The organism is Steroidobacter sp. (assembly GCF_016790065.1).
Taxonomy (GTDB): domain Bacteria; phylum Pseudomonadota; class Gammaproteobacteria; order Steroidobacterales; family Steroidobacteraceae; genus Steroidobacter.
Window position 1 is genome coordinate 1 of sequence record NZ_JAEUPY010000476.1, and the last position, 12234, is coordinate 12234.

8 protein-coding genes and 1 pseudogene are annotated in these 12234 nt (G+C 61.2%); all 9 read right to left on the minus strand.

The genetic code is table 11. The features are described 5' to 3' along the window. Positions 1–592, minus strand: a pseudogene (locus JNL55_RS19610) (hypothetical protein); the annotation flags it as partial. Continuing rightward, complete coding sequence (locus tag JNL55_RS19615; protein WP_293857557.1) at positions 589–2067, minus strand: serine hydrolase domain-containing protein; 1479 nt, start codon at positions 2065–2067, stop codon at positions 589–591. The gene JNL55_RS19615 and the pseudogene JNL55_RS19610, both read right to left, overlap by 4 nt. After that, positions 2064–3731, minus strand: a complete 1668-nt coding sequence (locus JNL55_RS19620; protein WP_293857560.1) for a serine hydrolase domain-containing protein — start codon at positions 3729–3731, stop codon at positions 2064–2066. The genes JNL55_RS19615 and JNL55_RS19620 overlap by 4 nt, the downstream gene beginning before the upstream one ends. A gap of 101 nt (positions 3732–3832) precedes the next feature. Beyond that, entirely contained in the window at positions 3833–6346 is a 2514-nt protein-coding gene (locus JNL55_RS19625) for a TonB-dependent siderophore receptor (RefSeq protein WP_293857563.1), read from the minus strand. 116 nt (positions 6347–6462) lie between these two features. Beyond that, on the minus strand, positions 6463–7470 hold the full coding sequence (locus JNL55_RS19630) for a FecR family protein (protein ID WP_293857567.1): 1008 nt from the start codon (positions 7468–7470) through the stop codon (positions 6463–6465). Positions 7471–7473: 3 nt separating this feature from the next. Next, positions 7474–8043 (minus strand): RNA polymerase sigma factor, encoded by a 570-nt coding sequence (locus JNL55_RS19635; protein WP_293857570.1) that lies wholly within the window; start codon positions 8041–8043, stop codon positions 7474–7476. Positions 8044–8192: 149 nt separating this feature from the next. After that, positions 8193–9293, minus strand: coding sequence for a dipeptidase (locus tag JNL55_RS19640; RefSeq protein ID WP_293857573.1), 1101 nt, complete (start codon positions 9291–9293; stop codon positions 8193–8195). Next, a complete protein-coding gene (locus JNL55_RS19645; protein WP_293857576.1) occupies positions 9290–10912 on the minus strand; it encodes a serine hydrolase in 1623 nt (540 codons plus the stop codon). The genes JNL55_RS19640 and JNL55_RS19645 overlap by 4 nt, the downstream gene beginning before the upstream one ends. 30 nt (positions 10913–10942) lie before the next feature. Continuing rightward, a partial coding sequence (locus tag JNL55_RS19650) for a TonB-dependent receptor domain-containing protein (protein ID WP_293857579.1) occupies positions 10943–12234 on the minus strand: 1292 nt, incomplete at its 5' end.

Genomic DNA, 12234 nt, shown 5'->3' on the forward strand with positions numbered 1-12234 from the left:
GCTCGATCCGATACTCGAGCCCCTCCCGCGCCGACAGATTCATTGAGTCCGGCGGACGCGTAATCCAGCGTGCGCCATCGTTGACGTACGGCTTGCCGTCGGGGAAACGTTCGATGTCATTGGCGCCGGGATGACCGATGGCCACCACCACATAACCCTGACTCGCCAGGAACTCTGTTTGAAACGTGGTACTGAAATGCGGCTGCCCACCGCCATGGTTATAGAGCAGCACGGGGAACGCCCCCGTCGCCGACGCCACTGGTGCGTTCAACGCAGATTGAGTGGTGACGTGCGCGAGTTTGCGCGACCAATGATCCTTCGCATACAACTCCGGATGGATCACGTAAGGCGCACGCTTCGCGTTACGCGCCGGCGCTGCTGGATACCAGATCTGCACCAGCACTTTGCGTTTGTCCCGAGGATCGGCGGTACTCGGATCGTCCAACGCCGCATTCAGCCAGAGCTCTTCGAACGTTCCAGTCTCATACGGGCCTCGGGGTTCGCCGGCAAACAGCTGCGCCGGAACAGGGAATCCATCGGCTAGCGCCACACAGCACACACTGGTCGCGATCAACGCCAACAACAGCCTCATTCGAACACCTCTGATTGCCGGTGCAACTCCACCCAATGCGGAACCGCATCGCGAAGGCGCGCGCCCTTCCCGTCATCGCGCGCGTCAGCGACACCCATGAGAGCGCCGCTACGCAGATCCAGAAACAGCTGGATCCGGTCCGCGAACCGATCAGCGTCCGGTGTTCCCAGGCGAGCCGCCATGGTGCCGATGAATTGCCCGTCGATGAACATCGGATCGTTGACCAATGTGGGCAGCTGCTCGCCCAACTGGGCGTGCACCGTGCCGTCGCTCCTGAATTTCAGTTGCAGCGGCAGCTCCTTTACATAGGTCGTCAACACGCCCCGCCACGTTCCCAGCAACAGCGCTGGCGTGACAAACGGCTCCGGTGCGCGCACCTCACGTCGTTTGGTCGGTTCCCACTTCGGCAACATCACGCTCGCGATACGGTCCATCGTGCTGGTGGTCAGTGGGGACATGGAATTGCTGAGCACCACGATGGCCAGCTTCGCATCCGGAAGCAGCAACAGCTGCGTCGATACGCCGGTCATGCCGCCGCTGTGCGTGACGACGCGCTGACCGCTACGGGTATTGACGAAGAACCCGAATCCATACCCGTTCGGCCCAGGCTTCGCGGTCTGACGATGCATCTCCTCGATGGAGCGGTCGGTCAGGATCGCCTTTTGATCGCGCTGGCGCTGCTGCAAATGAAACAAACCGAAGCGCACCAGATCGTGAGCACTGGAGAACACCGCCGAGGCGCCCGGATGATCGAACTCATAGAACGGCAACGGCACGCCATCGGAGCCGTAGCGTGTGGCCGTGAATGCCTCCAGTCCCGGTCCGATGTTTACTGAAGTCCGCGTCATCCCCAAAGGAATGAAAACTTCACGGCGCATGTACTCCGCATAGCTCAGTCCCGAGACCCGCTCGATGATGTAGTCGAGCACGCCATAGCCCAGATTGGAGTACTGATACCGTTCGCCCGGTAGATAAGAGATATCTGCGTAGCGTCGAATCGTCTCATCTCTCGACGGCGGCCGATAACCCTCGTCGACATAATAGAACTGCGAATATCCCGGCATGCCCGAAGTGTGGTTGCCCAGGCGGCGCACCGTCGCGTCACGCGCATCGCCGACCCGAGCACGCAGCTTCGCATTGCCGAGATAGTCGTTTGCGGGTGCATCCAAATTCACCTTGCCCGCCTGCACCAGTGTCATCAAGCCCGTGGTGGTGATGGGTTTGGAGATCGATGCCAGCGAGTACATGATGTGCTCGGTGGCCGGAATGCGCTTTTCCCGATCCGCCCAGCCGAAGCCTTCTTCCCAGAGAATCTTGCCATCCTGCGCCACCGCCACGGTGATCGAGGGCACTGAATGCTCGATCAGACCAGCGCGAATATGGTCGCGCACAGCGTCGAATCGATCAGCCCATGACGACGGCGTAATGAATACAGTGCCGGCGAGCAATGCCAGCGTGACACGCACCACGTTCATTGCACTCTCTCGAATCGCACGTTGCGCGCGCGGCCATTGCTGAGAATCAACGCACGAGCTTTCGCACCACCGCGTCTCTCGAACCCGATGTGACTGAACATCCAGCTGCCTCCTTTGAAAGCATCTTCATAGATGGGCTCGAGCACCAGCGGCTTGGAGGACCAGAGACTGCGCGCCTCGAGCTTGCCGTCGTTGAGATACACCGAGTACGTCGCATCCAGCTCGGTGCTGCGATATCGGCCAACGTAAGGTTTCGGATCGACGCGCTGCGCATCGACAGCACGAACCCGCTGATAGCGAATCGGGCGACCGCTCTCACCGGCTCGACCTTCTTGGAGCGCCTGAACCGTGCCGTTGCCAGCGCGAATGACCTGGTAGTACTCGCCGCCGCCGCGCGCCTCGTCGCCGAAATCCACCGTGCCATCGGCACGCAACACGACGTCGACCGCATCTTTCGACCGAGTCTGCTGTAGCTTGCCGTCGCGGTACTCCAAGCGCAGCACCGCTCCGAACGACGCATATAGTCCCGCCAAGCTGGCCGACTGCTGCTGACTCGGCTGGACTCGCTGCGGAATCGACTCGACCGCTGGCGTGCCCTGCGCAGCGTTCACGCCCAGATAAATCCCAGCGATCTGCTCAGCACGCGTGCGCGTCTTGGCCGCCGTGTTCCCCAGCACGACCACGGACAGTTTCTGGTCCATGAAATGAATGAAGGTCGAGGTGAATTTCGCTTCGGCACCATCGTGAGACACGCTATCGGCGCCATGAATCTTCAAACAGTCCAGACCGAAGCCATAGGGAAGTGGTGTGCCGTCATCCAGAGTTCCGGCGCGGGTGTACTCCGCGATCAACCGACGATCGCCCACCACCGGCGTGATGAAGTTGTTTGCCCACCGCGCCATGTCGGTGACCGTGGTGCGTATTCCAGTCGCGCCAAACGATTCCTGATTCAGAACAGTGCGCTCCCATCGCCCCGCGTCGTTGCGAGAGTAGGAATTCGCTCTGCCGGGCACCACGTCGCTCAGCGTGTCGCTGAACACCGTATTCCGCATTTGCAAGGGACCGAAAATTCGTTCGGCGGCAAACTGTCGCAGCCCCATTCCACTGGCAGCGCGTACGATCTCCGCTAACAGCGTGTAGCCGGTGTTGTTGTAAGAGAACTCGGTGCCCGGCGCGTAACTCAGCGAGCGCTGCCGCGACACCAGTTCGATCACATTGGCCTGGCTCAGCACCAGATTGCCCTGCAGTCCGGCGAAGTTCATTAGCGATTCTTGATCCCGCAAACCGCTGGTGTGCAGGATGAGATGACGCACAGTGATCTTGCGGCCAAAGTCCGGCACATACGGTAGATAGGTGCGAACGTCGGCATCGAGGTCGACCTTACCTTCGTGCGCCAGCAGCAGCACCGCGAAAGCAGTGAAGTGCTTGGACAGGCTGGCGATATGAAACGACGTCTCCGGCGTGACGACTGCGGCCGTCTCGAGATTCGCCATGCCGTAACCTTTCGTATACAGCACCTCGCCTTCTCGAAACACACCCACCGCGGCGCCCGGTGTGTCCGTGCCGAACTCGGCGAACAGTTGGTCGACCGCCTTGCCCCGCTCGAGGACTGGCACCTCAGCAGCACCAGCGTGGCGCACAGGAGTCACGACGGAAATAGCCATCAATAGAATTAGAGCGATCACTCGCATGAGTCACCGGAAGCGAAAGATGAAGTGGACACGGCCGGGCACGAGCGGCCCGGCCGGCAATCAAAAACGCAGCGTTAGAAGCGCCCGCGTACCGTCAGGATGACGTTGCGAGGCTCGGCATATCGCGAGCCCACTGACAGTCCGGCAAAGTAAGTTTTGTCGAACAGATTGTTGGCGTTGAGCGAAACCTGCCAGCTGTCACTGATTTCATATTGGGCCATGGCGTTCCATACCGTGAAGCCGCCTTGGCCCCACTCGAAGGGCACGCGTGGGCCGTTATACAAACCGGTGTCCGGGTTGTAGGTGGCCACGGTGCCCGAGACAAAGCGTTCGCTTTGCAGAGTCACGCCGCCGCCCACCAACCATTTCCGCTCAAACGCCGGCAGCCGGTAGGACGTCCACAGTTTGAACATGTGCTTGGGCGCCAGCGTCAGCAGCGGCACATCTTCGCGCTTGTTTTCATTCTCGTTGTAGGTGTAGCCACCGAACAGCGACCAGCCAGGCGACAGCTCGCCGGAGAAGCCCGTGTCGATGCCTTTGCTGATCACTTCACCCAGATCCAGATAACAGCAGCGCCAGTTGCTGCCGGTGTCCGGGTACGCGGGATCCTGCTCGCCCTTGCCGGTCTGCTCGATGTAGTACAGCGCCATCGAGACTTCCAGCCGGCCGTCACGCAGATCGGCTTTGGTGCCAAGCTCGTAGCTGCGTCCCTTGATCGGGTCCATCACGTGGCCGGGTAGCGGCCCGCTGTAAACATCAGCCTGCGCTTTGAAGATCTCTGTCACGTTTGCGTATAGCGTCCACTGCTTGTTCAGATCGTACAGCGCGCTGGCGTAGGGCGTGAAGATGCTGTCGTCCTTATAGGAAGCAACGCTGTCCGGCGTCGCCGCGAGCGAACCATCGGCATTGTGCGCCCACCACACATCGGAACTGGACTCGAACGAAGAGTAGCGTCCGCCCACGATCAGCTTGAAAGGCTGCGCCAGCTGCATTTGCACGCGGCCGTAGATGCCGTGCTGCTGCGTGATCGGATTTTCGCGCCAAGTCTTGGTGAGACGCGACGGCGCGGGAATGGTGTCCTCATGGAAGTCCAACGGATTGAGCAGCGTGGGAATGGGATTGTCCCACGACGAACCGATACCCCAGGCATCGCCCCGAGTCTTGTAGCTGTCATAGCCGAACAGCACGCTGTGCGTGCCACCGAACAACTCGAACTTGCCGCTCACGTTGAGGTCGACGGCGTTGGTCTGCGGATCGTAGACGTTGCCTCGAGTGGTCACAACGCCCAGATTGGTCAGCGGATTGATCGCCACGATGTACAGGGTGTTGGAATACAGATCCAACTCTTCATGCATGGCGCTGAGCGTCACTTTCCAGCGTTCGCCGAGCCGTTGTTCGACTCGGGTGAAAATTTCGCTGGCTTCCTCATTCCAGGAACTCCAATCCGCCACCACAGCGCGCTCGCGCGTCCAGCCCGGCACCAGCTGCCCCGAGGTATAGCGCGGCGCGCCCCCCAACGACGCCACTTCATCGGACTTCCCCTGGCTCGCGCCGAGCACCAACAGCGTGCTGTCGGTGACATCCATCTCGACCGTGCCATAGAAGAATCGGCCGTTCGACGCCGCGGTGTTATAGAAAAAATCTTTGTCGTGCCACTGTGCAACGACGCGGCCACGCAAGCGACCATCGAACGCCAGCGGACCGGTCACGTCCAAGTCAGCCTGGTAGCTGTCCCAACGACCCGCGGAGGCGTTGATCAACACCTGCGTATGATCCAACGCACGCTTTCGCACCAGATTCACCGTGCCACCGGGATCGCCGCTGCCCGCGAACAAACCGTCCGCGCCTCGCAACACCTCCACTTGCTCGTACATGGCGAGGTTACGACTCGAGTTATAGCTGCGATTGACGCCCACCGACGCGCCATCGACCTGCATGTTGCTGACTTCGAAGCCACGCGAGTAGAAGCTGGACGGCCGGTTGTATGCGTCCATCTCCACCGACAGGCCCGGCGCCTGATCGAGTACTTCGCTGATGCTGCCCAGACGTTGTTCGTCGATGCGCTGCTGGGTCATGATCGTCACCGACTGCGGCGTCTCGCGCAGCGTCTCGCCGCGCTTCATCATCGAAACGTTGTCGATGAGCCGGCCGGTGACGATGACTTCGGAAATGGTCACGTCGTGATCAGCTGCACTCTGACCGGCCTGCGCAAGACGCAACCGCTCACCCGAGGAACCGTTCGCTTCAGTGGAGCTTTGGTGTCGCTTGCCGCCGGCCGGACGCACCACGACGACGTTGTTTGCCGTGAACTCGAAATCCAGATTGGTGCCATCGAGCAGCCGCTGTAACGCTTCTTGCGGTGACAACGTGCCGGAGATACCGCGCGTCTGATACTGAACCACGTCGCGCTCGCCGAAGATCAGCTGAATCTTCGACTGCAAGGAAAACGCCTTGAGCGCGGAAGATATCGACTGGGCTTCGATGTCGTAGTGCTGTGCGGGCTCGTCGGAAGCGAGTGCGACGGGCACGGCCGCGATGAACGCGACAGAGGCGGTAAGCGCGCCGAGTATCGGTGCGTGACGTTTCATTAGCTGCTCCCCAAGATGTTCTTAGACGCAGGCATGAGTCAATGTCACGCCCGGTATTGAGACATCTGAGGAATTCCGTCCCTCAATCGAGTGAAAGTATTTTTTTGCGCGGGCAGTCAGGAGCGATCGCGCAACACGATGCGGTGCTCGCCAACTCGCTGTGCATCGATGTCGAGATAGGCGCACACGCCTTCGACGAACATTTCGATCTTGCCCGCTTCGAAGCGGCCACTGATGCGCGCATCTCGCAGCCTCGGCACATCGAGCACCACTTGCAACCTGGAGTAACGATTTGCCTCAGCGATCGCGTCGGTCAGCAACACATCGCTGAACTCCAGGCTGCGCTCGCGCCACTCTGTTACACCGGCCGTCACGTTGGCCGCGGTGGCTGTAGCCGCAGCCGCCGCCACATCTGAGCTTGTTGGCGCGCCATACGACAGCTGCTCACCGGGAGTCAGGACGATGGGAGGCGCAGCGACGGCCGACGCGCCCGTCTCGGTAACGCTCGGCGTGACAGCGACCTTCCCTTCTACCAACGTGACGAGGACGCGATCCGCATTTCGATGAACGTCGAACACCGTACCCAATGCACGCACCTCCCGGCCCGCCGCTGCGACGACGAAAGGCCGGCTGGCATCCTTGGCCACATCGAAATGCGCTTGCCCGCGCACCAGCTCGATGCCCCGCCGTTCCGGCGTGAAATGCAGCTCGATGCGAGCATTGGAATGCAACGTCACGGTCGATCCGTCCGGTAGAGCGACGACCCGTTGTTCAGCGTAAGCCGTGTCGTAGCGACCGGCCGTGGCATACACGAACCAGCCAGCCGCAATCGCGATCAGCATGACTGCCGCCGCCGACAGCCTCGCTGGCGTGGAGAATCGAGGCGAGCGCCACCAGCGCCCACGCCGCTCCTGCGCCACCTCAGGGCAATCTCCCAGCACGCCAAGCTCGTCCCAAAACTGATCGAGCGTTTCGAACTCCTGTCGATGCACCGGGTCGGCGGCGATCCAGGCGCGAAAACGCATGGCCTCGATCTCCGTCACGTCCTGGGCCCGCAAACGCGCATACCAATCCGCCGCTTCGGCGGCAGCACGCGCGGTCGATGTCCTTGGCTGGTCTTTCATAACCTATTTGAGCAGCCGCAACCGGGCTTCGGGTTGCGGTCCGGCGACGGCCAGCCGACCCTTCAAATGGGTCAACGCCTGGCTAATGTACTTTTCGATCATGGACACTGAAACGCCCAACTCGCGGGCGATCTCGGCATAACTACAGCCGTCGAAGCGATGCATGGCGAAGGCTCGGCGACATTTCGGGCTGAGTTCGTTGAAGGCCTGCCTGACCAACGCCAGTTCCTGCTGGCCCTGCAGTAGACGATGGGGGCCGGGCGCATCGGTGGGCACGTCCACGCTCTGCACATCGACCGTCCCTTGCCCCCGAATGTAGCGCCGATGCTTTTCGTCGTTGCGCGCCAGATTGGAGACCAGCCGGTACAGGAACGCCTGCGGGTACTCGATGCCCGCCACGTCCGGCACTTGATGCATCCGGACGTAGGCATCGTGGACGATGTCCGCAGCCTCCTCGCGGGAGAAGCGCTGGCGGGTCAGAAAACGCACGAGCGCACGCTGGTACCTGCGGTACAGCGCGTTGATCAGGATCTTCCGTTGATGCTGAACATTCCCGTCCGGCTCAGTCGCCATGGTCGGCACGATACACCCAGACCAGCATTCGATCACCCCGGCGTCAGACGCCATTGGGATTGAGACAACTGGCCTGGCCGGAACCTCAGCGGCCGGCAGAAAGAAAATTAATGGCTAAGCCGCTCAGTGGCTTAGCGTCATCGCCCGGTCTACGCCCCCCACACCCTCTCATACACCCGCAACCAATTCTCTCCCAACACCTTGCGCACCTCGGCCGCACTCCAACCTCGATCCAGCAAGCCTTGCGTCACGTTCGGCAGCTCGGCGATGTTCTCGAAGCCCTTCACGTAGAACCACGGCATCTGCTGGCTGTACGCCTCAGCAACCATGTACACCTTGGCCTCGGCCGTCAGCGTGCCGGCGTGGTTGCGGCCTTCGATGAAATCCGGCCCGAGACCGATGTGATCGACGCCGACCAGCTTCTTCAGATAGTCGTACTGATCGAGATGCTTATCCAAGCCCACCTGAGGCGTCAGCACCACGTTCGCATCGCTCGCGCGACGGGCGTGGAAATCGTTGAAGGCCGACACGCCGATCACGCCGCCGGTCTTCGCGATGGCTTCGAGGAACTTATCGGTGGAGCAGCGAGGGTTGTCGTTGAGGGCGCGAATGTTGGTGTGGCTGCAGATGACAGGCACGCCTGCGGAGATCGCGAGTGCATCGAACGACGTCTGCTCGTTGGTGTGCCCGCCGATATCCAGTACGACACGCGAGCGGTGGATCTCCTCCACCAGACGCTGACCCGCGCGGGTCAGCCCCACCTGCGGGTCCAAACACCCGCCGCCGAAATCGTTGGCGAAGTTATAGGCGATTCCGCAGAGCCGCAGACCCAGCTCGTGATAGACACGCAAGTTTCGCGGCGCCGGCGAGCCGTTCACGATGAGCGCGCCGGCCGACTGCCAGCCCGACACGTTGGCAAGAATGCCTTGGCTGCGCAGCTGTTTGATGTCGCGCACGCTGCGTGCTTGGGCGATCTTCCCTTTGTTCTCATCGAAGAAGCGCAATCTGGAGGCGAAGCTCGCCAGGCTGCTGCCGGCGCTGTCGTGCCAGCAGTGCACACCGCCGGTTCGTAACATGTCGAGGTACTCGGGTCGCAGGTCGGACGGATCGAGTCCATTCACTACCAGCGTCGAGCGCTGCACCTCGAGCGCCTGAGCGTTGCGGTTCGTTGCAGCCCAAGAGGTCGGCGCCGCGCACGCCACACCGGCCGCGAGCGCGCCTTGAAGAAAGTCACGACGACGCATGCTCATGGACGCACCGGGGTTGCGAGACGTTCGAAGGTCGAACCGAATGCCGACAGCGTCGACGCTTTGCCCGCCGGATCCAGTGTGAAGCTGGCGAATCCCCACGGGCTACCTCGTGCACTGAGTCGGAACACATCGTGATGCCAAGGCTCGAGCGTCCCAGCGAACGCACCCTCGCCGGAGAACTTCAGTGACAGCTGACCGTTCTGCAAACGGATGCTGACTGGCCCGGAATGGTGTCGCCGGTCTTCGTAGTCGCCAACGTATTGATCCAACTGCAGCGACGGCGGTGCATCGGGCAGCCGCGCACGCTGCAGCTCGTCTTCTTTCTGTCGCGCCGTCGACTGTGCCAACTTTGCTCGCTTCAGGAACTGCTGACTCCAATGGTTCGACGGCGAGCCCAGCATTCGATCCAGCACGCCAAAAGCGATGACCTTGTTGAACGCCTGAGTATCGCCGCTGCGATTCGGGCTGTTCGATAACACTGCCACACCGATCTTCTGCTCGGGCAGCAGCGCCACATATGCAGGAAAGCCGATGATTCCGCCGCTGTGCGCGACATGCAGGTGATCGCGATAGCGACTTCTGAACCATCCCATCGCATAGCCTTCGACCGAGCCCGTCAAAGGAAACCAATCCCGGGCCGGATCGACATGTAGATTTTGAGTGGCATGCAGCTCTCGCTGAGTCTCGCGACTCACGATCTGCCGCCCGCCGAACCGCCCTTCGTTGAGATTGAGGCGGAGCCAATTTGCCATGTCGGTGGCATTCGACACGATGGAACCCGCCGCCGCCGCGTTGTCGTAGCTCTGCCAGGCGAGCACCGTCGCCTGCCCTTTCTCATCCAATACGTGCGGCATCGCCACGTTGCCGTCGCGTGCATCCGACCACAACCGTCGCGGCGCCTTAGCCGTTCCTTGAAAGGTCGCCGTCACGTACTGGGCATCCCAGAACTGCGAGCCACTGGTGCCGCTGCGAGTCATATTTAAAGGCTGTAGCAGCCGGCGCTGGACGAAGTCGTTCCAGCTCATCCCCGACGCCGCGGCGATGAGCTGCCCGGCCACGCCGTACATCAAATTACTGTAGCGGAACGAATCTCGAAACCGGGCCTCGGGCTCGACGTAACGCAACTGGCCGACCGCTTCGTCCGGGGTCATCACGCCGAACACATAATAAGGTGTCTCAGCGATGCCGCTGCGATGAGTCACCGTGTCCCGAATCGTCAGGTGTTGGGTGAGCCACGGATCGGCCAGGCGGAACCCCGGTAAGTGATCGATGACCCGATCGTCCCAACCGATCTTGCCATCATCGACCAGAATGCCGAGCGCCGCTCCGGTGAATGCCTTACTGGTCGAACCGATCTGAAACAGCGTGGCGGCATCGACCGGGGATGGCTCCCCGGCCTGCTTCAAACCGAACCCTTGCGTGAGGATGACGGTGTCGCCCTTCACCACCGCAACCGCGACACCGACGTTGTTCCATTCGGCACGAGCCTGCTCGATGTCCTTTCGTAACACCGGCGCCACCGAGCGCGGCTCCGACGCCTGCGCGGCGAACGCACTGAGCACGACCACACACCACAACGCCAAGCAACTCGTCATCTTCACAGACATCTTCACAGACATCACGATCCCCACGCGCATGTTCGACGTTGATTAGAACGACTTGCTGACCGACATCCAGTAACTACGCATGCGCGGATCGCCCAGCGGACTGTAGTAGATGCTCTGCACGCCGTAGTAAGCATCGAACGGCGGGGCCTTGTTGAACACGTTCTTGATGCCCAGCTGCACTTCGAGGCCGTCGGTCAGCCACGAGCCCGAGCTGCCGGTCGTGGCTGCGCCGAATCGATAGCTCGCAAGAGCGTCGTGATACTGCTGGCTCGGCACGTACTCGCTGCCCTGAGCGATTACATAGGCGTTGGTGCCCACGTCGTATTGTTTATAGGAACCGAAGTAGCGCATCAGCCAGCTCGCCGACCACATGCCCCGATCCCACGTCACGCCACCGTTGACGCGCAGCCTCACCGGACCACCGCGACCCAGTTCGTTGACGATATTTTCGAGCGGAGCTGCAATCGTGTTCTGGATTTTGTATTCCAGCACGCGCGTGCCCATCGCGAAGAACGAGAACGTGCCGAAGGCATCCGTCTTGAGCCGGTATTCCAAGGTCGCGTCCAAGCCCGCCGTCTCACCCTTGTTCGCGTTGATCAGCGTCGCATTGACCTCCGTGATCGCCCCGACGGTTTGTCCCGGCGCTGGCGCGGCGCGCACGATGCGACCCGGGAACTGGCTTTCCAGATCGACCATCTGTTGCACGGTCGGCGTCACGATCACGTTGTCCTGTTCCAACTTGAACCATTCGAGCGAGGCCCGCAGTCCACTGACTGCCGCCGGCTCAAACACCAGGCCGAGGTTCCAGTTCTTCGAGCCCTGCGGTTCGATGTCGGGGTTGCCACCGCGAATCGGATGAATGTCGGTCAGTGCATTGCCGCGCCGTGGATCGACGATGGTGATGGTCGATGTGGGGCTCTCGATGGGCGCTGAGAGTTGGCTGTAGCTCGGCGGCAGGAATGCAGTGCCGTAGCTTGCTCGCAGCATCAAGCTATCGAACGGCTTGTAGCGCAACGCGAACGTCGGATTGGTCGAGCTGTAGTCGATGTCCGTGCGCACGATTGGCACGTTGGTCGCGAGGTTCGCCGTGGTTCCGTAGATGTAAGTGCTCGCGGGCCGCGTGATCATGGAGTACTTCTCCGTGCGAGCCGCCAGCTGCAGATCGAGTTCACGCACACCGGGGATCGAGTTCAACTTGGAGAAGATCGGAATCTTCAGTTCCGTGTACGCGCTCAACGTGCGCTGTTCCTGGTTCAGCAGACGCTGATAGGAATCGTCCTGAGCGAAGCCATTGTTGATGGTGCGGATGCTGCCTTCCAGGAATTTCTCTCGGC